Origin of the sequence: Leptospira meyeri (assembly GCF_004368965.1) — a bacterium.
GTDB classification, from domain to species: Bacteria; Spirochaetota; Leptospiria; order Leptospirales; family Leptospiraceae; genus Leptospira_A; species Leptospira_A meyeri.
On record NZ_SORO01000002.1, the window covers coordinates 310,994 to 335,618 of the forward strand.

12 protein-coding genes are annotated in these 24,625 nt (G+C 36.0%); 6 read left to right on the forward strand and 6 right to left on the reverse strand.

Features of this window, described 5'->3' with window-relative positions:
• Window positions 1-42 precede the first annotated feature (42 nt).
• Window positions 43-2,424 (forward strand): TonB-dependent receptor plug domain-containing protein, encoded by a 2,382-nt coding sequence (locus CLV96_RS15630; protein WP_004787972.1) that lies wholly within the window; start codon window positions 43-45, stop codon window positions 2,422-2,424.
• A 42-nt stretch (window positions 2,425-2,466) separates the two neighbouring features.
• Window positions 2,467-2,988 carry a nucleoside 2-deoxyribosyltransferase gene (locus CLV96_RS15635; RefSeq protein WP_004788017.1) on the forward strand — a complete coding sequence of 174 codons (522 nt, stop codon included), beginning with the start codon at window positions 2,467-2,469 and terminating at the stop codon, window positions 2,986-2,988.
• Here the strand turns inward: CLV96_RS15635 and recD are convergent.
• The 4 genes from recD to CLV96_RS15655 all read right to left on the reverse strand — a co-directional run bounded on the left by recD (window position 2,980) and on the right by CLV96_RS15655 (window position 13,686).
• Window positions 2,980-4,773 (reverse strand): exodeoxyribonuclease V subunit alpha, encoded by a 1,794-nt coding sequence (recD, locus tag CLV96_RS15640; protein ID WP_004788275.1) that lies wholly within the window; start codon window positions 4,771-4,773, stop codon window positions 2,980-2,982. The genes CLV96_RS15635 and recD overlap by 9 nt on opposite strands.
• Window positions 4,770-8,381, reverse strand: coding sequence for a UvrD-helicase domain-containing protein (locus CLV96_RS15645; protein WP_004788208.1), 3,612 nt, complete (start codon window positions 8,379-8,381; stop codon window positions 4,770-4,772). Before CLV96_RS15645 ends, recD begins: the two co-directional genes overlap by 4 nt.
• Window positions 8,382-11,690, reverse strand: a complete 3,309-nt coding sequence (locus tag CLV96_RS15650; RefSeq protein WP_004788151.1) for an exodeoxyribonuclease V subunit gamma — start codon at window positions 11,688-11,690, stop codon at window positions 8,382-8,384.
• A 274-nt stretch (window positions 11,691-11,964) separates the two neighbouring features.
• Complete coding sequence (locus tag CLV96_RS15655; protein WP_040917453.1) at window positions 11,965-13,686, reverse strand: alpha/beta fold hydrolase; 1,722 nt, start codon at window positions 13,684-13,686, stop codon at window positions 11,965-11,967.
• Between the two features lie 169 nt (window positions 13,687-13,855).
• Between CLV96_RS15655 and CLV96_RS15660 the strand changes: the two genes are divergently transcribed.
• Entirely contained in the window at window positions 13,856-14,941 is a 1,086-nt protein-coding gene (locus CLV96_RS15660) for a helix-turn-helix domain-containing protein (RefSeq protein WP_004788081.1), read from the forward strand.
• A 79-nt stretch (window positions 14,942-15,020) separates the two neighbouring features.
• On the opposite strand, the gene CLV96_RS15665 is transcribed toward CLV96_RS15660, so the two are convergent.
• Complete coding sequence (locus tag CLV96_RS15665) at window positions 15,021-18,392, reverse strand: hypothetical protein (RefSeq protein WP_004787935.1); 3,372 nt, start codon at window positions 18,390-18,392, stop codon at window positions 15,021-15,023.
• On the reverse strand, window positions 18,389-19,357 hold the full coding sequence (locus CLV96_RS15670; protein ID WP_004788235.1) for a hypothetical protein: 969 nt from the start codon (window positions 19,355-19,357) through the stop codon (window positions 18,389-18,391). The genes CLV96_RS15665 and CLV96_RS15670 overlap by 4 nt, the downstream gene beginning before the upstream one ends.
• Before the next feature lie 749 nt (window positions 19,358-20,106).
• Between CLV96_RS15670 and CLV96_RS15675 the strand changes: the two genes are divergently transcribed.
• From CLV96_RS15675 to CLV96_RS15685, 3 genes are read left to right on the forward strand one after another with little or no spacing between them, the layout of a single operon-like run.
• A complete protein-coding gene (locus tag CLV96_RS15675) occupies window positions 20,107-21,090 on the forward strand; it encodes an NADase-type glycan-binding domain-containing protein (RefSeq protein ID WP_004788259.1) in 984 nt (327 codons plus the stop codon).
• A gap of 9 nt (window positions 21,091-21,099) precedes the next feature.
• A complete protein-coding gene (locus CLV96_RS15680) occupies window positions 21,100-22,332 on the forward strand; it encodes an SH3 domain-containing protein (protein ID WP_004788196.1) in 1,233 nt (410 codons plus the stop codon).
• Window positions 22,333-22,346: 14 nt separating this feature from the next.
• On the forward strand, window positions 22,347-24,623 hold the full coding sequence (locus tag CLV96_RS15685; RefSeq protein WP_004788281.1) for a transglycosylase domain-containing protein: 2,277 nt from the start codon (window positions 22,347-22,349) through the stop codon (window positions 24,621-24,623).
• Window positions 24,624-24,625: the final 2 nt, after the last annotated feature.

The following is a 24,625-nucleotide window of genomic DNA, read 5'->3' on the forward strand; positions in this document are numbered from 1 at the left end:
CATAAGAAAGATTTTCTGTGTTTTTTTTGGACAGTTTTCTTGTTGATTGTAACACAGTTTAATTTATTCTCACAAACGATTTTGCCTGAGGAGTCTGCCAACAAACAACAAAAACACGGAGAATCCGGAGTTCAGCCTAATGAGGTTAACGGAGATAGGTCAAATATTATCACTGTCACTGGAACGAGACGCAGGAATTTACTTAAAGATTCAACGATCACAACGGAAGTCATTACACGAAAAGATATTGATGCGATGGGAGCAAGAGATCTATCGCAAACTTTGGGTAATGTGCCTGGAATTGAAGTGAGGCCTGCGCAAGCAGGAGAAAGGGGACAAACTGTTCGCTTGCAAGGATTATCTGCACAGAATGTCCTAATTTTGGTGGATGGTCAAAGGACAACGGGACGATTTAGTGGTTCCATTGATTTGACAAGATTTAAATCAGAGAATATTGAAAGAATCGAAATTGTAAAGGGAGCTTCCTCGGCAATTTATGGATCTGATGCGATTGCTGGTGTCATTAATATCATCACCAAGGAGGCACAGGATCCACTATACGCAGAATTCCGAACGTTAGGTGGTTCTGGCAGCGAAAAATACTATGGTCCTTATATGGAATTTCGAAATTATGCATCTGTTGGTGCAAAAACGGACAAACTATCAACTCTGATAACAGTTGGTTGGCATAAAGGTGAAGGGTATGATTTAACTCCTGATGCTACTGCGGGGCCAAGAAATGGTCGATATGCTTCACTTGCTCCAGGTTACAATCCGTATCCTGCAAATACTTCTATTGTTAATTCCTATTTATTTGCTACAAGATTACCTGGTTATTCTCCTCCTCTTGAATCTACTTCTGGCAGTGCTTTCAATGACATGAACCTTTCGAATAAAACTGTTTATCATGCAACCGAAAACTTAACTTTAACAAGCCAGTTTTATTATCGACATTTAGACCAGTCGGCGGTGGATGCATCACCACCCCGAACTGTATATGATCGCAGAAATAAGACACATGATTTTATGGGTGCATTTAATGTCGATTGGGTAGCGAATAAAAAGATAAATGTAAATCTTAATGCTAACTATTCTAGGTTTCAGGATTTATATACAACGGACCAAAGGAAAGCAGATGATTTGGACTCGCAACAAAGGACAGACAATGCAGTCACTGAGTTTAGGTCTAGAGTCGATTATAAAATTACAGAAAACCATGTGACTTCAGTTGGCGCAGAGAACCTACAAGATCAGATTTCATCTGCCCGCATTGCACCAGATTGTCGAAGAACTTATCCAAATGTTTGTTATGAAGATTTTAACCCGGAATTAACTAAGGGACAAACAATCAATGGAAATGCCTACCGCTTTCGAAATGCATTTTATATACAAGATGAATGGCGAGTATCGGATAAACCAAGGATTCAAATTGTTCCTGGAATTCGTTACGATCATGATTCAATTTATGGCGGGGAATGGCTTCCTAAACTTGCCGTTCGGTATGATGTAACAGATCAGTTCCGCTTTAGATTAGCCAATGGACTTGGATATAGAGCACCAAGTTTCCAAGATTTATATTTTAATTTTTTAAATCCTGGGGTGGGGTATAGAGTTGTTGGGAGCTCAAATTTAAAACCAGAACTTTCAAGAAGTTATAATTTTGGTTGGGAGTGGGATATTACAAAAAGGATTTGGTATAGCTCTAATTTATTTCATAACAACGTAGATAATTTAATTGGATTTAGAACCAATCCGGTAAGGGATTCCTCAGGTTTGATGGTCTATCAAACATCAAATTATCAAAAAGCAACAACACAAGGAATTGAGTCTTCTATTAACATTAGAATTTCAGAGATAGTTACAACAAGTGTGGGTTACACATATACGAATACGAAAGATGAGCTAACAAATCTCCCACTGGAAGGTAGAGGACCACATCGTTGGAACTTTAACGTTCGGTTGGATGAAAAATCAAGTGGGTTGTCTTTGTCTGTATTTGCAGTAGTGTTCGGAAAACAACCATACTATTGCGTAAAAAATCCATTTTGGTGTAATCCTGATCTTCCATCTAACTTTGATGCGTTGGAAACTTTATTAAATAATCAAGCCCAAACTAATATAACGAACTCGCTCAGTGCGCTCCCAGCGGCAGTATCAGATTATTGTTCTGAAAATAATTTATCGTATTGTACGACAAATCCAACTTACGGATATAGGATGGTGAACCCTCATACAAATTTAAATTTACGTTTGTCTCAAAGGTTTTTTGGACACTTCCAATGGTTTGTTGGTGTTGATAATGCTTTGGATGCTTGGGATTTGCAATACAATCCCCAAAGGCCTCGTTTTTATTATTTTGGATTGGATGGTAAATTTGCTTTTAGCGAGGTAAAAATGACTTCGGTAGACCCTCAAGTGAATTAAAAAATTCTTTAAATCTTTTCCTGGTTTCCGCTAGAATTATGTATGCAAACAATTTATCTTGCGGGGCCAGAAGTTTTTTTACCAAATGCTTTGGAGGTTCTTAACAATGCAAAAAAACTTTGTGAGAGATTTGGATTTGATGCTCTCACTCCTTTTGATGGCGAAGTGACAAACCAAATTAAACTTGCTAAAGCAAATCAAATTTTTAAAGAAAATATTTCACTGATTCAAAGATCGGATATTGTAATTGCCAATTGTAGCCCGTTTCGAGGGGCTTGTATTGATGATGGTACTGCCTTCGAAATTGGGTATGCGTTTGGAAAAGGAAAAAGGATTTTTGGTTACCTAAAGGATAATCGAAGCCTACCGGAAATCGTAATGTCAAAAATTTCAACCAATGCACATGATTCAGGTTATGCGATTGACCAAGATGGCTATTTGCTAAATGAAGACTTCGGCAACAGTATCAATTTGATGTTAGAATTTTCTATTTTAGATTCAGGTGGGAGTTTGGTTCTTGGAAATTTAGAGACGGTGTTGAAGTTAATTCAAGGTTTAGGTTAAAGTGAATCCTGTGTTTCGTTTTCTAAATGTCTCTAAACCTAGTTTCCACGTAGAATAATCTCCCATTAAGATTACTTTCTTTTTAGCTCTAGTTACTGCGGTGTATAGAATTCTTCGATTGAGAATGGGAACATCTCTTAGATCCTCTGATTGATATGAGGCAATGGGAGGCAGGTAGATGAGAATGGTGTTGTATTCTGAACCTTGGCTTTTATGAATTGTCAGAAAAAAAGCAGGCTCATGTTCAGGTAGAGTGTCTAAAGCAAAAGAATATAGACGATTTTCGATGGGGAAAACCGCCCTTAACTCAGAATCAATTTTTAATACGAGGCCAATGTCTCCGTTAAAAAGTTTTCGAATTTGGTCGTTTCTTTTGATGATAACGGGCATTCCTTCGAAGTAAAAAGATTTGGCCAAGTGGCGATATTCAATCTTTTGTGAGTTTGAATGAAGAGAGGTTAAATGTTTTTTTGCTAAATCAAGGATTCGATTGTGGATAGATTCGATCCCAAAAAAACCATTTCTTAAAATAGTCAAACACCGATATTCCGATATAAGGCCATCCAAGATTTCCTTGTTTTGTTTTGTGGCCAAGTCTTCTTTTTCCCAATGTAAAGTGGTAGACTTAACGGCTGTTGGTAAAAAGAAATTTGTCCATAAAAAATGAATCAGGTCATTTTGTTTCCAATCTTTAAATAAAACGTTGTCTCCTGGATTCGATTCTTTTTGTAGCCAGATAAAATCATCCTCACCTGAGATTTGGCTGGATTCTAACACTTTAGGGTTTGGAAAATTTTGTTTTGTGTCTGAATCATCAAATGAATTTTTTACCAACTCTGCGAATTGACTGAATCTGGAAGTCATTGAAGATCTATGATTGATCTTTAATTCTGAAATAAATTTTCCTTGTTTTTTGAATTCAACAAGAAGGTCTGATAATACTTCTCCTTGGCCTACTGAAGGTAATTGGTTCGGATCACCTAACAGAATTAATTTTGTATTTTCTCCGATTGACTGAAGAAATGAATTCATTACTTCTATGTCCACCATGGAAGTTTCATCCATGATGATTAAGTCATAAGGCAAGTATCTCTTTTCTCCATAATATGGTTTGGTTATATTAGGAAAAATTTTTAGTAGGTTGTGGATGGTTTGTCCTCGAATCAAAGAAGAAAGTTCTTCCGTGTTTGGGAAATAACTTAAGTTTTTTTGAATGGATTCGGTAAGCCTTTGTGCGGCTCTTCCCGTGGGAGCCACAAGGGCAATTCGGTTTGGATTTGGAAGAGTTTTTGTTTCATCTAACACTTTTAAGATGAAAGAAACTACAGTTGTTTTTCCTGTTCCTGGTCCTCCTGCCACAATACGAAAAGGTGAAGTGGTTGATTCGATTACGGCTTGTTTTTGTTCTCTTGCGAGTGGATTCCGAAAGTTTGTTTCGAGATGGGAGATGATGGACTCTATTTCTGTTAATTCTTCTTGTGATGGGGCTTTGTTTTTGGAAAAGTTTGAAACTAAGGTAGTTATATTTTTTTCAAATTGTTTTTTCTCACTATATGTTTTTTGAAAAAATAACCTATATTCTTTTCCAATTGACTCTAAATAGAAAGGGAATCTGTTTTCGAAGTTTATAATGGATTCTGGGTTTGTGATAGAAAGAAAAAGATCGCCATTTTGTGTTGCTTCGATTAAGTTTTCAATTATCTCTGCATGTACTTCCGAGAGATGAGGAAAACAATAGATGATCTCTTTTGCCATTTCCAAATAAGAAGATTCTGTTTGTTTCATAAATGATGTTTCTCCAAACTAACAGATGCTTCTTGAATGTAAGATAAAATTTCTTTCCTGATGTTTTGGAATGTTTCCAAAGTCCATTTCTTTTCTGATGTTTTTAAGTCAGAATAGATGCCAGCATTCTGAAATGCACCCATGCCACGTAAAAATAAATAGTATACTCCACCAAAACGATCCAAAGCCAATGCATCTCCATAAAGAGAGGAAAGGTAGTCAAAAAGAATGAGAGCATAAACCGACTTTTGGATCATATATCCTTTTTCAACCACTGCTATCGTGACTGCATCGGTATCATAGAGATCATTTGGCAGGAGGTTGGATTTATAGTCTGCAATGTAATACTTCCCATTTTTACAAAATACTAAGTCGATGGCTCCTTTGAGGTAATTCTCAAATCCTGGGGTCAACGCAGTGCCGGATTTTTCTAGCATTTTTTGTACATACAAATGAAATTTTAGTTCGGAAGATTTTTCTTCTGGTTTCAAAGTACTCAAATGGAAAGTAGATCCATCTGCCAAAGTGATTTCTGCAGTCATTGCCTGCTTCAAAAGATCCAGAACATTTTTTTCTAAAGATTCAGTCGATATCTGTTGTAATGTGATCGGATACTGCCGGAAGGATTGTGAATACGCCCAATTCCATGAAGGGTGTTTTAAAATTTTTTCAGTTTCTAATTCAAAAATCGAAAAATCACATAACTCTAGTATACGGTGTAAAAAATTCCCAACCTTTGAGTTGGAAGGAAGTTTGGATTTTGTTTGGTATAGCTCCGAATCAAGAGGTTCTTCAATTTCTTTCGGGGTATCATTGTTTTGTTTTATCGGATGAGTTTGAGTGCTTTGTAAACTTGTATAACTGTGTTGTAATAAAATTCTTCCTGCTTTCACTTCGATAGGAAGAACAATCGGGTTTGTTTTCTTTTTTTTGTTTTCGTTAACGTCTTTACTCGTATTGTTTTTTCTAATAAAATCGATATGGGTTTCGCTTCGGAATAGAAAACTATTTTGAGATTCAGAAGGCCCTACAAATGAATCCTGAATCCTTTGCAGTTCGCTGAATAAAATATTTCCATAGCCTGATTTTTGAAAAGAATCTTTTCCCCAAGATAACTTTGGTAGATACAATCGAAGGTTGGGTCTTGTTAATGCAACATATAGTAACCGTTTTTGTTCGTTTAGAAAATGTTTGAATTCATTTTGTTTTCCATTTTTTGAATCCCAAAGACTGAGTATCCACCTTCTTTCTTTTTTTTTGTTTTCTTCAACTAGGGTAGGGTATTCGTAATTTGAAATACTTTGTGCCCTGGTTCCAAAATAATATAAAAAAACGATAGGCCATTCCAATCCTTTGGAAGCATGAATGGTTAGAATTTGAACAGCGTCATCTTCGGTTTCGCGATCAAAAAGTGGTTCTTCTTCTGGTGAAGACTTGGTTTGTTTGAGTTTTTTAAGTTCAGTAAGTAATTCAGTCAGGTTTGCATTGGACCTGATTTGAAATTCAAGTAGTCTCTGAAAAATTTGTCTATAGTTAGTTCGTTTCCTTTCCCATTCTAAGTTCTTTAAGTTATGATTCCAAAGGACTTTTGTTTCATCCATCACAGACCGAAAAAAAGCCGCATAACGATTGTCTCGAATGAGTTTTAACCAAACATCCATCAGTGATTTTTCATAGGAGTCAATTGAATGTTCGTTGTACCTTGGTAGGTCTTCTGGTTTTACACCAAAAAGATCGGAGAATAAAATTCGTTTATAGGAGCGGGAGTTATTCGATTCAGCTAAACATTCTAATAGATTTTCTATTTGATCCGCTTCTCTTGACTGGAAAATCCCTCTTTGTTTGTAGATAGAGCAGGGGATTCCTGCTTTGGAAAGAGTTCTCTCAATCAATTCTGTATCTTTTTTGCTGCCACATAACACCGCTATGTCTTTTAATTTAACAGTCTGAGCGGTATCAGTTCCCTTTTTTTTATAGGTTAGAGTTTGTTTGTTTTGTTGGAAGGATAGGATTTCGTTTTTAATGGACTCCGCCCATATATTTCTTGCTGAGCTGACATTCTGGATGTTCTCTTGGTATTGAATGACATGGATTCCAAATTCGTTCGGATCGATGTACTGGTATTTTATATCTGAAAGTTCAGGATAAGATATTGGATGGTATTGGTAGTCTTCTTTTTTTGAGCCTGGCTCTTCAATTGGGAAAAAGTTAGTCTCTCCTAAATCTTTTTCTTTGTTATGGAATAGTAGGTTTAAGCCATTGATAATTTCTTTGGTGGATCGGTAATTTGTAGTTAGGTTACCTTTGGAGTCATTAAAGTCCGACGCTGCTTCTAAATAAATTCCAATATCAGCCCCGCGAAACCCATAAATACTTTGTTTTGGATCCCCGATACAGAACAACATCCTTGTTTTGTCATTGGGATCAACAAAAAGAGATCTAAAAATTTGATATTGGTTTTTGTCTGTGTCCTGGAATTCATCTAAAATACAAACTTGATATCGTTCTTTTAATGACTGGATTAAGGATTGGTTTGGTAATCTTACAAGAGTCTCATGAACTTTTAAAATCATTTCATCATAAGTTAAAGATTCCCCCGTTTTTAAGTGTTGTTTCGTATCCTCGACTAATCGAAGTGTTGTTTCCTGTAGAAACCACACTCCATTCATATCGATTTGGTCGATCGGAAATGTTTCTTCTAATAAAGATATTACGATTTTTATAGATGATTGTAATTCTGAAGCTTCTGTATTTAAATCTTTTGCGACCGTTTTCCCTTCTAACAGAAAATAGGAGAAACCTTGGTAGGTTGTACCATCGGAACTTCTTTTTAATCCAGTAATTCGTTGTAATTCTATTTTAAGAAGCTCAGGAGACTTTGAATCGATAGCAGAGAGAAAACTTTCAAACAAAAGCCAGTTTTCAATCCATTTTTCGATGGTAACTTTGTTTCCTTGGGATTGGATTTTTTGTCCGATAGGGCCTCGTAAGGAATCAATGATTTGGGTTAGGGACGTGACGATTATTTCAATATTTGGTGAACCAAGAATTGACTCCAAAGTTATGGCTTTCGGGAAGTGGTAATTTTTTGTATTGGAAAGAATTTTTGATACTGTGATCGTTATGGTTTGTTCATTCTCTAGCGTTTTCGATTCAATCAGATCTTTTGCCAATAGATCTGAATTTTTTCCACCCCAATGATTTCGTTTCAAAAGATAAAAATTTTTATTTATAATTTCATCTGCATTCACCAAACGAACATTTGGATTGTTTTGGGTTTCAATTGGATATTCCTTTAAAACCATATTGCAGAATCCATGAATGGTTGCGATCGTAACTTGATCTAAGTCACGTAAGTATCGATAAAAACCTGGTTTGTTTCCATTATCTGAAAGTTCTAAAATTTTTGCTTTGAGTCTTGCCTTTAGCTCCCCTGCCGCTTTTTCCGTAAAAGTGAGAATCAATGTATTTAAGATTCTGTTTTCTGAAATATTATTCTCTACATCATTTTTCATGATATCACCTAACATTTCCATGATGAGGTGAGTTTTGCCCGTTCCTGCCGATGCTTCTATAAATTTTGGTTTATGGAGTAGGGGATGATCCATTTAAGAAAACCCCTTTTTTAAAAGTGGTAAAAAAATATTAATCACTGACTGAATCGAAAATTCATCCAGTAAAACTTTTGTATATGGAGAAAGTTTCATCAATCGGTTTTCAAATTCCAGGATCGATTCAGACTCTTCGATTAAAAAATCATTCCAGAGTTTGTCTATCGTTGTTAGGTCTGTTTCTATTTCTTCTAAGTTGTGTTTGGCAAAAAATAAATTGAGCCCAGCACTCGGAATATATTTTGGATTTTCATCTGTGACCAATTGGAATACCGATTCCAAATACATCTTACAATCGACTTCTGAAAGCTGAGTCATATCGATCCAAACATTATTTTTGAAATCTTTTGAATTGGCGGGAATGATAACCAAACGGTTGCCTGTCACTCGAAACAAACAAGCGCTCAATAATATATAAGCCATCTTTCCAAAATAATCTTTTAAATGCTCATTAGGATATTTCGGTTTATCATAAAGGCTGCCAGTATAAAACCAATAGTACACTCCATCTTTCTCAATCATATTTTCCCATTCACCAACAAGTGTATGTGTTGCTGTTATCTGATAAGGACTAAGTTTTTTACAATCTCTAAGTCCTGTATCGCCAATGGAAACTGCTCTTTGAAAAACCAAGTGGTCTTCTGAATTAAAAAGTGCTTCTTTTATGACAGAAAATCTTTCTGCGACCATCTCTAGTTCATCTAAAAGTTTTTCTGAAGAAACGATATAAAATGCTCCATAAGGGAACTCTGCATTTTGTTCCGCTTTGAGAGTGAACTCTTGAAGATGGGTTTGAATTTTATTTCGATTCCAAGTCCATTCATTTTCTGTGACTAAAGATTCTGTAAAAATCGGAATAAAGATGGATTTGATGGTAAAAATTTCTAACTGGTTGAGTCGGAAAGGTTCTTCTTTGGAATCTTCATCCTCTTCCCAAATTTTTCCCATGTTTTCTGTTAAGGATCTTAAAATCGGATTTTTTAATCCATTGGAAAGTTGTAATACAGAAAGTTCCTTTATTTTTTGAGAAGAGGATTCTTCGAAGATTAAATCTTCAGGATTTGTAAAATTAGGGTTTGGAAGTTCGTAACCCTCTCCCATAAACCTTTCTAAATTTCTAACATAATCAAAAGAGGGGATGGGGTTTTCATCATAGAATCGACTATATGATGTTAATGGCAATTCAATTGCGTCTTTGATCTCCATAGCATTCATTACTTCGAATAAAGTGGAACATGGTTCAAATTCCTTATCTTCTAATGTATTTTTACCAACATAAGAAAAGGTGATACTTTCTTCCGCTGATAAGATTGATTCCCAAAAAAGTGATTCTTGAATTTCTCTTCGATTAAGATCCCATGGTTTGGAATCATACCTTCTTAAATTAAACCGAGATCGATCAATAGAGCCGGGGAACTTTCCTTCGCCAAGGCCTGCAATGTACACATGCAAAAATGGAATGGGTCTCATTGGTTGTAAAAGAGAAACAGTAACTCCTTCCGTTAAATAATTACCACGTTGCATGGGAATATCGGAAAAAACTTCTTCCGTCAGTAAGGAGATCATATCCAAAAAATCTTTTGTTTCTTTCCAGTCCGACTCACACCAGGTTTGGATAGAACGTAGCCATTGATTGAAATATATACGTTCCCTTTCCCATTCTGCTTCGAAAAAAAATAATTTTAGAAATAAGTTTTCGATAATGGAATAACGTTTTTCTTTCGGTGCCTTCCATACTTTTTCTTTTAGTTCAATGCGAATTTCTTTAATTCGATTCCATATCTCTACAAATTGAATGATTGTTTTTTCAGAAGAAATTTGTTTTGTTACAATTCTTTGTTCAGACCAAGCCGATTCTTCATCAGCGACCATAGAGACCACGGCTCTTTTGAGGCCAAATGAAATTGTATATGGATTGTATTCGTTTTCTTCTTCGTATATCGAACCTAATGAATCAATCAATTCAAGAACTTTTAAAGAAGTTTCATCTTCGTTTAAATCGTTTGGCCCGATAATAAGTGGATTTTTAAATAAGGTCTGGATGTCTTCTTTTTCGAATCGATTGTTTTTGATACAGCGGAACAATGTCGACAATGTTAAATAAAGTTGCGAAGTATCTTTTGCTACTAGATCAGTAATAGAGTAAGGTATCTTGATGAGTTTTGGTAGATTTGTTTCTTTTTCTGTTGCGTAAATGCCACCGTCAAATACCCATTCGACGGCAGACCGATATTCATTCATGTTTGGAACTAAAATTGCAAAATCAAGTAAATTGATATTTCCTTTGTTTGAATTAATTTTGTTTAATATGTCATGAACAATTGCCTCTATCTCACGATACACAGAAGGTGCATTCCACACTCGAACAGTTTGGTCTTCTAAATAGTTCTCTTCTTTGAATGCTTCTTCTAACAAAATTGCTTTTAATTTAGATAACATTCCTCCGTTGGCAAATTTAGGTTTTTGTTTTATGTATTGGTCTTTTGAAAATTCTTTTGCTAAAAAGGATTGTGGTTTTGAAAACTTAGATAAAAAGTTTTTTGTTTTTTCTGGATTTTTTCCGATGGTTTTGCCGTTATGAAACTGATAGATATGAACGTTTAATTGAGAGTTTACGGGTCCAGCTGCTACTTTTAAAAAGTCGATGTATGTTCCAGAAAGGTTAGACAAACAAAACAAATGTAAGTTGCCTATGAGTGGCAAATCTTTACCTTCTTCCAAATAATGGAATAAGTTTTTTGGTTTTGTCTTATCTTTGTAAATCTCTGAGTAAATTTTTTTTTCTAGTTCCCAATATGGGTCTTTTTTAATTTCATTTGGAAGGGTTTTGGTTTCTAAACCAAGCCAATCTTTAATCCAGCTTTCTCGGTTTAATTCATAATCTTTGAAGTATCTCGTTAGTACATCGGCGAGATAATACATCCTAGGGATTTCTTCTAGATATGTTTGGATTTCTGGGAATTTTTTTAACAGTGCGTCTTGTTTTTGGTAGAGAAGAGAAAAACAATCTCGTTTGACTGTTTCATATTGGTATAAAGCCGATTCTTCTTCGTATATTTGTATATTCTTATTTTCGAAAATTATTTTTAAAATTGCTTTTTCTAAAAATGTAAATTCTATATTTAATGAAAGATAAGACGGATCAAATTTTGGTAAATTCAATCGCAACCAAGGGATCAGGTTTTGATTCGGAACCACAACCAATGGTCTTTTGAGTGGGTTTACCTTTTGGTCTTCTGCAATTCGTTTCCCAAGTTCGGTGGTAATTTCATTTAGATGAAGACCTGCGTAGTAATGTATCGGCAACGGGGTTCCCTTTTTTGGTAATTCGTACTGAATCTAATCCTGTAACGATCAAAGTCCATTCTAATCTATTTAAGAAATGGAAAAATAAAGGTGGGGGCGCCACTTCCGGCTATCCGCTCCAATCTTTCTCTTCGAGAAAGGATTTCCGCTACTATCCGGGGCGCATAAGATTTTTGTTATCTGTGGATCAAAAAAGGAATTGATTTAGAAGATCAAAATGGGAGAGGAAATCCCCTCCCAAGCAACGGTGAGTCGTTATGAGTGAAATAGTTTTTTATTCACTTTCAAAACGAAGTGTTGATGCACTGGATGTGCTGTGTTTAAAGGTTGTTGTGTATAGAGACACAGGTTTTGGAACCGCATACATTGGATCAATATTGTCAATCGCAAGTGCTAATCGACTACCTACTGGAAAATCATGAGCTACTGCTTGTAGATCAACATTAAGATCTGTATCTTTGCCTTTGACACCGAAGAGGGTTGCCGTTCCATGTGTGATTAACTTTCCAGTTCCCCAAAAATCAACTTCATACAAATACACAACAACATGAGGTGCCGTGTCGGAACTATTAATTTTTCCTTTGTAAAAAGTACGCCCGCGTATTTTGAGAACACTTATCAATGGGTCAGAAATATATACCATTGCATTCGAGCGATCAATCAAATTGACATTGGTTGTCACTGGGACGGAGACTGCGCCATCTAAGATTTCCGATAAAAGTGGAACTCCAGTTGTAGCACTTGTTCCACCAGAGAGGATCGTATCATTTCCGTTTGTTGTATTCGCAGTGGTTGTGATTTTCCCTGGAGTGAGAAGACCCATCGGTCTTAAGTGATAAGTCCTTTCTACTTTGTTTGGATTTGGCCAAGTCGAGTAGGTAACTCTTGAAGAAGAAAATCTTTTTTGAATCGAAACTTTTGGTTTTGCCATGATTCCATTTTGAATTCCTTTCAACCAATAATCAAACCAGTCATAAGCATTGGTCCAAACATAATTTTCAAGTCCAAGAACTCCTCCAATTTCCGCAGTGGCATGAATTCCATTGTTCAAATCTAATTTTTTTGGAACTGTGAGTTGCTCAAAATAAGGAAGGATTTGGTTTGGTTGGAATAGGTTGTCTTGTGAGTTGTTAGAAATGTAAACAGGTTTTCCTGCTGCATTCAAAGCTGCGACAGCACTGTTTGGTGATCGTTCACTTGCCCATGCTAATACTGTTGCAACATCTCTGGTGTCTAATAGTTTTCCAAAGTTTTCTGCGATGATAGGATCCATTCTTCCCGTAATATAACCAGCAGTGACAAGTAATAAACCCCAGACTAGTCTTGGAGTTTGGTTTCCATACAAAGAGTCTGGCAAACTTCCCCAACCACTCATGGCAACCGCCGTTTTAATTCTTGGTTCTTTGCTTAGACCAAGAAGAGAAATCCCTGCACCGTAAGAGATCCCCGCAATACCAATGTTTGTCGGATTCACAGGAGCATTTGCTAGAAGGAAATCAATTCCTTTGGAAAGGTCTTCCATGTCTTTCGGACCTGCTACGTTGATGAGTCCACCAGAAGTTCCGAATCCTCTTGTGTTATAACTAAATACAACATACCCTTTTTTTGCGAGTTTGGCAGCGGGCACAATGTATTCATATTCGTTAAGAGCCCAGCTGTTGACAAAAATCACAGCGGGGAAGGGGCCCGTTCCTGACTTAGGAATGAATAAGTTTCCCGTAATTTTGACACCATCGTTACTGAGAAACGAAATGTTATCATTGAAAGTGAAACTTCCATCGTTTTCTTTTGCAAATGCAGATTGAATGTCTTTTGTATTGGCTGCATTGCTTAGTTGGAGGGCTTCCGGTGTTGCCGAAGTACTAGAGTTTGTTCCATTTAACACAGCTAGTACGGCAGCATTGTCTTTTGAGTTTTGGTTTCCGTTTTGTCCGCAAGCCACCACGAGGAAGATTCCAAGTGGCAAAAGCAGACGAAAGATTTTTTGCTTTTTCATAATTCGCCTCTGAATTGCCTCAAATTTACCATGATTGCGTTTAAATGGCGTCCAAGATGGCGATTCTGGACGATTTTTTAGGTCTAATATCATAATTTTGTACTAATTCTTTGTACAACGGGGAGGCAAAAGATTGACGAAAGCGTGCATTTTGTCCGAATTTTGCAAAATGTTCGATTTTTTTGGCTCTTGGCTCCAGTTTGGGGCCTGGTATCATTTCATTTTAGGGCTTGGTATTCTTGTAAAAGAGAAGGGCTCTAAAGGATTTCCATTTGCAATGATTGCTGCTTTTTCCGGTGGGACTTTAATTTTTTACGCCTATCGATTGTATGTTGGGTTCGAATTTGAAACTCCTGTCTTGAACCATGGTTACGTTCCCATAATTTTTTTGATTCCTGGGAGTATGCAGTACACAATTGAACAATTTCTAAGTTTAGAACCTATTCCTTTGGGTGGGTTAAAACGATTGTATCCAACTTTTTTTGTGATTCTTCTCCTTCTTTTTTTGGAATGGAAGTTTCCTCATCTGCTTTTACAATCAATGAATCAAAGTTTTGCGGGAGCTCCATTCTCTATACCAGAAATGATTTCTGCCATTGGATGTGTTTACTGGGTTGGTACTTTTGTGTGGATGATCTATCAATATAGAATGATTCTCTATCGTAATCCCAACAAAGAAGCAAAACTAGGTGTTCAAGTTTTAGGAATGATTTTAAAAGGAAACATTACCTTTGCTAGTTTTATCTTTTTTAGTACGTATTTTCGTTGGCATACAGGAATATATTTTACGGCGGGGCTTGCCACACTGATGGCAGTGGTTGCATTTATCGGAACAGAAATCAATCACGAATTGTTCAAAGATATTCTGCCAGGTCTTCGCCAATCCTATCGCACTTCTCGTATCCTTAACTTGGATTTGGAAAAACTTCAAAAAGATTTGGACTATTATTTGAAAGTTGAATGTATCTATCGAGAAGAGGATTTGAATTTGGCCTCTCTTTCTGAAAAGTTAGGTATTAAAGATTACCAACTCAGCGAATATATCAATGCCTATCTTGGCATTAACTTTAATCGTTTGATCAATGAATGTCGCATATCGGAGGTCTGTCGTCTTCTAGAAGAAGAACCAAAAGCTAACTTGTTATCTCTGGCTTACCAAGTTGGTTTTAACTCCAAAGCCAACTTTAATTTAGCATTTAAGGCTTTCAAAAAAGTATCCCCCAGCGAATATGCGAAATCTGTTGGAAGAGGGTAGTTTGTTTTCTTCATCCTACTTTTTGCAATGACTGATTGACAGAGAAAACTAGGATGATTTCTGTAATTTTAACAGAGCGTTACTTTTTCCCTTTGGGTTTTTTCTTTGAAACTGTATAACCTAGAATATTCGCCATCTTCCAAATCATTTCTAGATGTTCTTTGGCTTCCGTAATGCTCGATTCTGTTTTGGAATCTGGCAAAACAGAATGTAAATGGAATTCATTTGTTCCGAACCGGACCACATCGGGAGTCATATGAATCCATGTATGCCAACCATATTCTCGTTCCTCAGGGTAGAAGGTAAGCAAAATCCCTGGGTCTTCAATTTTTGGCATATCAGGGATTTTATCATTTAACTTGCGTCTGGCTGCCATATCAAACATGGTTCGTGTTTCTGAACCTGATTTAGATTCTTTCCAATACTTTTGAATCAAATCGTCTCCTTTTTTGCCAAACCATCGCCAAAGTAATGGTAGTCTTAACCCCAAAACTTCTTCATAAATACTAGAATCATAAGACTCGTGGTTTGTCATATCTAAACGCCTAATGATGGCTTTTGAAATCGTTTCAAAAGATGAGTCACCATCTAACAAAAACAATTTAGCGGCAAGTAAATCGGTCCATACATACCAATCGGGAGTTGGTTCTTCAAGTATTAATTTGATTTGGGCTTCATCCATCGTAAGAACCTTTTTCCACTTTAAAGATTCAGGCTCCATGACTCGCATAAATTGTAATAAATAAGTTTTCCATGATGAGTCTGCATAAGGTAGTTTGAAAATTTCTAGAAAATACGGATATACTCCTTGTCCTTGGATGAATAAGGCTTTGATTGCTTCCCACCTGTCGTAAGATCCGGAATATTTGTATTCATCCATAGAATATCGCAGGGATTCTACAAGCCACGGACCACCATATCGAATGACATCCTCATGTTTGTATTTTGTTTCTCGAATCTTCTCAAATACATGTTGGATGCTATATTTTTCTGGATGGAGTATCGCCTCTGGTAATAAGGATTTATTTTTAGAAAGTGCGGAAGCATACTGATCAGATCCATTAAATTCGGGTGCATCTTCACCAGTAAGTGCGATCCAAGCATCCCTTGCTTCTACTTCAATGTGTGTCCAAGAATAATCAACCATAGGGTCAGGGTCCGCATAAATATGATACCAAAGATGATTTTTAAATTTTTGGACTTTCAGTTTTTTAATCCAACGAATGATTCCATACACTCGAACCTGGTCCCCTTTGTTTCCAAGGATTCGTTCTGCAAACTCCAAATAGTTCTGGTTTTCTGGTTCCAAGAGGAGTAATCCAGCCACATAACAAGCCTTAAGATCAATGGCGATTCCAGGAGAAGATGAATGATCCATTTGTAAGTAAAATTCAAGTAACTCCAACTTCGCTCTATCTGGGTCCATTTTTGCCCATGCGAGTGCGGCTTCTGCTGTATTGATGATTGTGTTCAAATCTAAATATGCACTTCTATCTCGTCCCTTTATTTTTGAACTTTGCCTAACGTAGTTTGCAATAATTTCTATGTGTTCGTTTATATTGAGATAAGCACAGACAGAAAAAGCATTCCCCACACTCATTCCAAAATATCCAAAATGATCCTTATACTGAAAGAGTTTGTTGATGAGTTGTACTGAGACATCATCTAAATTAAGAATCCGCTCTTGTAACGCTTCATTTAAGTGTGTGTAAACAGTGAACATATTGTTCAGAGTAGGTCCTTCTTTTTGTACCTTGTTTCTGATTTCCTTTATATTGTCTAAGGTTTCAAAAGTTCTCCATGCGGCATCGGCGAGTATAGATTTTGCTTCGGAATGATTGCTTTTGATCAATGCTTCTACAACGTATTCCATCCTGGGGTCATCTTGTTTCAGTTTATGAACCGCTTCTCTAAGTGAAACCATCGACCTATCATCGTCTAACATGCCAATGGTCTTTGTAATCCCACAAAATGCTTTTTTGTTTTCCGCATCGTACTTCAGGCCTTGTCGAAAGGCGGCATTGATCGCAACAGAAAGTCTTTTGTCTAATTTTTCAGGATTGTATGGCCAAGTATTATATGCACTATCAGTTCGTTCTCGAAAGTAATCATCGATAAGTCTTTTAAGGTTTGTATCTTTTTTGGAAATTTCTTTTAGGATGGAATCATGCGTGGCCACATCATCAGGAAATTCTTCCATAAGTTGGAATAAGTTTAGTTCTGATTTTAGTCTTGATTCCAATTCTTTTTTTGAAATCGTTTTTAGATTGGATAATCCCAAAGTATCATTATAAATTTTAAGATTTTTAGGGTCGATGTGTTTTGCGTCAGCATTGGAAAAAGTTTGTGTTCGGATCTTTTCTACTTTCTCTGAGGCTAAGTTGAATAAGGTTTTTGATTTCCCATCTAAATATTTGAGTATGTGATGGCTTAGTGTTGGTATGATTTTCCCTTTGGATTTGCTTGCTAGTTTGATAGTTTCTTTGCAAGCGGCATCGTTTTTAAAATAGAAATGATGCAGGATCCAGTAAGCAGCTAAATTGGGATAATTTTTGATATCTGATTTTTCTTCTTCCCAAATGGCAAAGGAAGGTGCATCTGCGAGTTTCTCCGTAAATGCATAGGCTGGATCTCCATAACTATGCCCGAGCAGCCAAGAAGATCGTTCAAACATGTCCAAAGAATTATGGTAAATAGGTTTACTTTCGTAAAACTTCGTGGCCTCTTTTTCAAATGCTTTGATGGCACTATCTTTGATTTTAGAAACTAATACTTCTTCTTTTATTTTTTGCTGTAGGTTTTCTTCTTCAAATTCTTCTTCTTCCTCTTCGTAACCTTCGTTTGATTCATTGTTCCAGTTATCTAAAATAAAATGTGCGATGGAATAGTAGGGAAGGTTTTCTAGTTCCCCTATTTCATGGTTGTAATGATTGACTTCAACAGATTCTTTTTCATTAGGCAGTAGGTTGATCCATGACGTATCTCCACCTCCATCAGAAGCAAACGCATACGATCCATTGAATAAAAACATAAGTCCACTGTAAGTGCCAACTAACCAAGAAAGTACTTCTTCCGGGTCTTTCACTTTGGTTAATCTCTCTGTGGAAGATATAGCGTAGTCGAATCCACCGTTTTCATCTTCTTCCAACTCTTCTTCTTCGGCGGAGTGGTGATCAATCATGTTCCATACATCTGCCACTTCATACATGATCGATTTGTATCCTTTTTTTAGATTCTCCCATTCTAAAATTTCTTTCCCTGGCTTAAATCCATACATGGATTCAAATTCTTTTAAAAAGGTTTGGTCTAGTTTTGTTTTATTCTTTTTTAGTGCATTTTCAAATTTGTCTCTTAAAGATTGGAATACCAACATACGATCCATCATAATCTCTTTTAGGTTTCCATAATAAAAATCTGATTTTTGAAGGTTAAGTGTTGTTGGTTGTTTCATAATGTTAGTTCCGTATTCAATGTAAAAAATGATTCTGAATAATGGTTTCCAAAAATTTTAAACCAAAATTCTCCCGAGTTGTCTTTTGCAAATTGAAGTAAGTTCAATTCAGGTGTGAGCTTATCATAAAGTGGGTGAGGTGTTAAGGTTAATGTGTCTAAGTTAAAATTTAATAGATGTTTTTTTGCTGGTTTTCTGTTTCTTTCTTTTAAAAGTAAAACAAGGTTAGATTCATCTTCTATACACAAATCGATAAATTCCAAATAAGATCCGAAATAGGATTTCATTGACTCATCATATAAATCGAGAATACTGATTAATTCGCCCTCTTGATTACGGACTTCTAATTTGGAGTCGGAGTATAAAAAAATTTTCTTTGAATCTACTTTTATTTTCATCGGTGCGCTACTGGTCGAAAATTCTGAAACTAATTTTCCATCCAAATCAAGGATATAGGCAATTTCTGAGTTATTTTCTGTTATTAGGATTCTATTTTTGCTGACTTGTTTTAAGTTTCTTAGATTTTCAAATTCTAAATTGCAGTTTAATATTTCCCAACCATTTCCATTCCAACGATGAATAGACCTTCTTCCACTTGTATTTGCAAAAATCACATATGTATATTTCCCAATATTTAGAATTTGATATGGTGCCATGTTTGCCACTTTCGGCGAAGGTACATTAAAAAATAAATCATCTTTGAAGTATAGGATGGAATTCGAAGACCCAAATAAGGTGCAGTCTGGATTGGAATCAAAAGGGTTATCACTTGCAAGATAATATCCAATTGGAAATTCGTAACGTGTGATTTGTTTCCCATCATTTTTGTAAAGGATAGGACTTTGGTTCCAAGAAGCTATCCAGAGATTGCCAAAAAAATCTCTTTCAAAAAGTATCTTTTCGAATCCAGTCACAATGGATTCTTTTTTTACGTCGTTGGTTATAATAGTTTTAATTTCTAACATCTTGATTTTCTGAAATCTTTGAATGCAAATTGAAAACTGTATTTGATTAGGCAATTTATTTTTTTATTTTAGCATTTTTGAATATAAAAACCATGAATATCGCTACAAGCAAAAGTATTCGTCTTGAATTTTATACAATGAATCGTTTGTATAAAAATTCAAATATGTATCAAAGAATTCTTTGGCACATTTTAATTAATTTAAAACAAAGAAACTGAGAAATATTTTGATTATAGTTGTTACGGTGGTGGGCCTGTCAGGTTACGAAAAAAAACGTTCTCCTAATTTCCTTTTGAAACAACCCTATCGTTTAGTATAGGCCTACCGCAAAAACATAGTTAATCGATAATAGAATCAATTAAGTTGAATTTGTGTTTGTCTAAAAATGAAATTTCGTGATACAGTCATTAGGTGATTGTTTTCCTCCCTCAGTGGGTTTTTCTTATCACCCCTTCCAATTGAAAGGAATTGGGGAGCCTAGCTAGTCCCTTTGTTATGGGAATTTTTAGAGAATGAGTGCAGAGGGTTGTAGCAAAAATTGCCACTTTTTCTTTTCGCTTTAGGAGGATGGGAAGATCGGAATTTTGGACATTTAACGGATGTTTTAATCGTAGAATCTAACCCTTCTTTTGGGGTCCCAATGAAAATTCCCTTTTGACCGCTTAGATTTTTCTTTACAAAAGCCTCTAATGGATAGAGGATTTGCCCTAGCTTATTTGCTAAATACGTATAAAATTTTGGAGTCTCTAATGTTTAAATCTCGTTTCATAAAAGTAATCATGCTTCTATGTTTGGTTTCGCTTTTTGCAGTGAATTGCAAGAAAAGCAAAACGGTTCTTTCGGACGCATTTCTAATTGAAAACCCAGGTGAAAAAAAGCCAATTTTAACTCCGGAAGGAAAAGTGAAACGAGGAGAATATGTTACATTGTTAGAAGAAAAAGACTTCAACGGTGTGAAATTCAACTTAGTTGAGATCAAAGGTGTTAGCACAAAAGGTTGGTTAGAAGAAAAAAACCTTTATGAAGGAGAACTGAAGTCTGCAACAGTAATCCGTGATGCTGATTTATACCTTCGTCCAAATGAAAAAAGTGAAAAATCTGGAAAAGTAAAAGCTGGTTTAGTCGTTTTTGTTATAGAAGAAGCTGATAATTTTACATTAATCCAATTCCCTGGAAAAAAATCTTATATCCTCAAATCTGACTTAGGCGATGGAGAAACAGTTGTAAAAACAATTAGCATCTCTGGTTTAGGAGCTGCAACAGTTTCTGCCTCTTCTCAATACATTCAAACAGAAGGTAAAGAATTAGATTACGACCCACGAAATGCATTTGATGGTAAATTCCAAACTGGTTGGTGTGAAGGAAAAACTGGTGATGACGGAGTTGGCGAATCTCTTACAGTATCTTTTCCAAGCACAATCAAGCTAACAGAAATTAGCCTAGTGAATGGACTTGCAAAAAGTGAAGAGAGTTACAAAAACAATAACAGAATTGCATCTATCAAAGTAGAAGGCTCTTATGGAAAAACAGAAACGTTGGATTTTAACGACGATGTTTTCGATTTCCAAACTAAAACTGTAGATTTGGAAGGAAGTAGTTTTAAATTTATCATTACAAAAATTCATAAAGGAAAAATTACCGATACTTGTTTAAGTGAAATCAAACTCACAGGTTCAGAAAAAACTTATTCGAGTGAACCTGAAGAAAATTACGAAGGTACTGACTCAAACTAGAGTTAAATTATGAATCGAGATACTATAAAATTTACTGTCGCTCTTTTGAGTCTCTTCACGAGCGTTTCTCTTTTTGCAGATCCTGGCTTTCAGCCAGGTCCGGCAAAAGTGACTGCTGGCGTATTGAATGTTCGTAACATTGCCGCATCTGGTGGTGATGTGATTGCAACTTTAAAAAGAGGGGATCAAGTGGATGTTCTCGATAGATCCACTAACCAAAGTGTAGAAGAAGATATCACAGATTATTGGTATAAAATCAATCTTGGTAAGAAAAAAACGGGTTGGGTTTTTGGTGGTTTTATTAGTTTCGAAATGAATCTCGAAGGTGGGCTTCGTTGGAAAACTGTAAATCCAGGTGGTGGACAAAAATTTTCGGGAATTGTTGTTTCTAACACTGGCGAGATTGTCGCCGCAACCGAAAAAGGCAATATCCACATTAGTTCGGATAAAGGCAAAACTTGGAGAAAGTTAGTTCCACAAGCTCTCGGAAACAATATTGGAGTCATCAATAAACTAATTCTGATTAATCGAGAAATTTGGGTGGCTGCAAGTGGTGATACTGGTGGCGGAATTTGGAAAACAGCAAATGTCGGGCGTTCTTGGGCACAGTTTAGTACGGCTCAAGGACTTCGTTCCAATAATGTTTTTGATTTAGCTTTTGCAAAAGATGGAAGCGTTATTGTAGCCACAGACAAAGGGATCTCTCAAACCAAAGATGGCGGTCAAACATGGACTTATGATGTCAACGGTGAAGAGTTAGATAAACAAATACTTTCCGTAGCTGTCAGTGAAGATGGAAAAGTATTCGCAGGAACTGCCGATGGTTTATATGCTTTTGTTGAAGGGAACACTCTCTTTGGTGGAAAAAAAGTATCTTGGAACCGAATCGGTAAAGGCGAACCCAATATGGGTGATTCCATCAATTCCATTGGAATCACATCTGATGGAAATCTATTTGTGGGAACCAACCTTGGTGTAAGCAAAAGTACTACCAAAAATCTATCTAAATGGACTGGTGTTGGTGGAAAATCCGTTGTGAAAGACATCTATATGGATGGGAACCGTGTGATCATTGGAACCGATAATGGTTTAAATATCTCTACAGACAATGGTATTTCATGGGTTACTTACAAAACTGATAATGGTCTTGCAAGTAACAAAATCAATGCGATTTCTGTAAACCCAATCGATAAAGTCATTTGGACCAGCTCTGGTGCAGATGGTTTGAGTTATCACGATTAGGTTTTTTTAGTTTCGTGAATTGGAATACCTTAGTACAAAATGTCCGAAGGTATTCCAATGTATTCTTATCTTTTTTAAAAGAAAAAAAAGATCTTATCCGCCATTACCTAACATGGGGGATCCTTTTTTCTATCCTCCTTCTTTTCCTTCTCACATGTTACCAAACGGCTTTATTTTTTTATAATAAAAAGTCCATCACTCATGACCTAGAACAACTAAAGGAAGCATTATCTAAAAATAGCAGTGCTACTATGGTGCCGAAACAGCTTGTGATGATTTTTGATCGAAATCAGAATGTCATCGGTAAGTATAATTCTGGCGTTTCTCTTACGCTATCTGCAAAACAATGTAACGAAGCAAAAGTGTTTCAACAGACATTAATCGCATCGGAAGATAGAGAATTCCAAACACATTCGGGTTTCTCTATTAAGGGGATGATCAGAGCATTCGTTCAAAATCTATTGTCATTTAGAATCAGACAGGGTGGGGGAACCATTTCACAACAGCTCGCAAGAAATTTGTTCACAGATAAAACTCGTAATTCGATTAACAGAAAGATTTATGAAACGATCGTTGCTTTGTATTTAGAATCGATTCTTGGAAAATCAGAAATCATTTGCCTTTACATGAATAAAGCCTATTTCGGACAAAATTCTTATGGTGCGGAAGAAGCGGCTAGATATTATTTTAATAAATCAGTTACTAAACTTACTTATGCAGAAGCAAGTTTACTTGTAGGATTATTACCTGCTCCTTCCCTTTACAATCCCATTCGCAATCCAGAGGTTGCATTTAAAAAACAAAAGGCTGTCATGATGGCTCTGGTTGATATCGATGCGATCACGGAGAAAAAAGCCCAAAAACATTTAAATGAATTCAGAGTTTTTTATCAAATTAAAGAAAATGATGACGAAAATGCTCATGGATCCATTGCAAAAAATGGAACAAATCGTTTGTTCCAAGTGAATGAGGCTCCAGAAGTCAATGAATATGTATTAAAATATTTGAATGAGACGATAGAAGGGTTTCATGAGTCAGAAGCGAATATAAAAGTTTATACAACAATCGATATTCAAAAACAAAAAATATCAACAAAGGTTTTAAATGCTGATATAGAAACCTTACGATGGAATTTTCGTAACCAATCTGGTTTAAGTTATGATGAAGGTAAAAATTACGCTTCTGGTATCAATGGAGTCGTATTTTCAATCCATCCATTTACAGGGGAGGTGTTGGCGGTTTCCGGTGGGACAAACAAAGGGGACTACTATAGAAATATGGTAAGGTCTCTGTATATGAGACGACAAGTTGGATCCGCATTAAAAGGATTTTTATATTGTGCTGCTTTGGAAGAAGGAATTATCGAACCAACGACTATCCTTAAGGATGAACCGATCAATATATCGGGATATAAACCTAAAAATTGGTATGGGAAATATTTAGGCGATATTACAATTGAGCAAGCCTTACAACAATCAGTAAATACCGTCGCAGTTACAGTTTTAAAAGATTTAGGGATTTCGAATTATATTGGTTATCTTTCCAATGGATTAAATCTTTCGTATTCTGAAAAAGATAGGTTCCCAAAAGATTTAACATTGGCTTTAGGATCCGCTGATTTTTCACCTTTAGAAGTTTCAATTCTCTATTCTGAAATTGTAAACGGTGGCGAAATAATTGAAGAAACCATCATTCGAAAAATAGTTTTAAACGATGATGTGATTTTCGAATCTTACTCTAGTTCCGGTGGACATAAAAGAATTTTTAATTCTAAAAATACATCAACTATTCTACATTTTCTAAAATCAGTATTTGCAAGTGGCGGTACCGCGTCTTGGATTGGCAAAAAACAGAACTCAAATTTTTTAAACTTTGATATCGCTGGAAAATCAGGAACCGTTGAAAATGATAATGTAAATTTTAAAAAAATAAAAGGGGCTCGTGATATTTGGTTTGTGGGAATCACTCCAGAGGAAATAACGGTTGTTTGGTTTGGACATGAAAAAGGAGTCCCTATTCCGGGCTCAGGCTCTTCAATGGCAGCATCTACTTGGGCGCATTATGCTCAGAATGCGATTCATCCAAGTGAGAAGAATCGAAAATTTAATCTGGATTTTGTTCCGCAAACTGAGGAATTTGACGGGCCAACCAACTCTGATTGGAACTTGCCTTCTGCCGAGGGAGAAAAAGAACCTAACGAAGATATGGTTCCTTACGATAAGGATCGAGAAGATTCTTCCCCAAACGATGAAAAGTTTTATAAACCACCAGATGAGAAACCAAAGGGATAAAA

What these genes read in the sequence shown, in the direction of transcription:
- CLV96_RS15635 (WP_004788017.1), top strand. Translation starts at nt 2,467, where the DNA reads ATGCAAACAATTTATCTTGCGGGGCCAGAAGTTTTTTTACCAAATGCT.
- recD (WP_004788275.1), bottom strand. Translation starts at nt 4,773, where the DNA reads ATGAAACAAACAGAATCTTCTTATTTGGAAATGGCAAAAGAGATCATC.
- CLV96_RS15645 (WP_004788208.1), bottom strand. Translation starts at nt 8,381, where the DNA reads ATGGATCATCCCCTACTCCATAAACCAAAATTTATAGAAGCATCGGCA.
- CLV96_RS15655 (WP_040917453.1), bottom strand. Translation starts at nt 13,686, where the DNA reads ATGAAAAAGCAAAAAATCTTTCGTCTGCTTTTGCCACTTGGAATCTTC.
- CLV96_RS15660 (WP_004788081.1), top strand. Translation starts at nt 13,856, where the DNA reads ATGTTCGATTTTTTTGGCTCTTGGCTCCAGTTTGGGGCCTGGTATCAT.
- CLV96_RS15665 (WP_004787935.1), bottom strand. Translation starts at nt 18,392, where the DNA reads ATGAAACAACCAACAACACTTAACCTTCAAAAATCAGATTTTTATTAT.
- CLV96_RS15670 (WP_004788235.1), bottom strand. Translation starts at nt 19,357, where the DNA reads ATGTTAGAAATTAAAACTATTATAACCAACGACGTAAAAAAAGAATCC.
- CLV96_RS15675 (WP_004788259.1), top strand. Translation starts at nt 20,107, where the DNA reads ATGTTTAAATCTCGTTTCATAAAAGTAATCATGCTTCTATGTTTGGTT.
- CLV96_RS15680 (WP_004788196.1), top strand. Translation starts at nt 21,100, where the DNA reads ATGAATCGAGATACTATAAAATTTACTGTCGCTCTTTTGAGTCTCTTC.